Genomic DNA, 262 nt, shown 5'->3' with positions numbered 1-262 from the left:
CGGCAGCTTACGACCGAGGTTGGCCGACCCGGTGGCCTTGAGCAGTTTGTCGGAGAGCCAGCCGCCAAACATCACCCCGCCGGCGGCGGCGACAAACGGCAGGATGGAGAAGAAGCCAACCTTCAGCCAGGGCATATGCCGCTCGGTGGCCAGCCAGGTGGGGAACCAGGTGAGAAAAAACACCAGCACGGTATTGCCGGCAAACTGGCCGATGCTGGCGCCGATGATCTGCCGTTTGCTCAGCAGCTGGCGGACCAGCGGC

At 64.5% G+C, this 262-nt stretch carries 1 pseudogene; it reads right to left on the bottom strand.

Annotated features, from left to right (window positions below):
* Window positions 1-262, bottom strand: a pseudogene (locus tag ACODJP_RS14200) (MFS transporter); the annotation flags it as partial.

It is taken from the genome of Pleomorphochaeta sp. DL1XJH-081 (genome assembly GCF_049310885.1).
GTDB lineage: Bacteria > Spirochaetota > Spirochaetia > Sphaerochaetales > Sphaerochaetaceae > CAYZJV01.
This window is presented reverse-complemented; position numbering and strand designations above follow the sequence as displayed.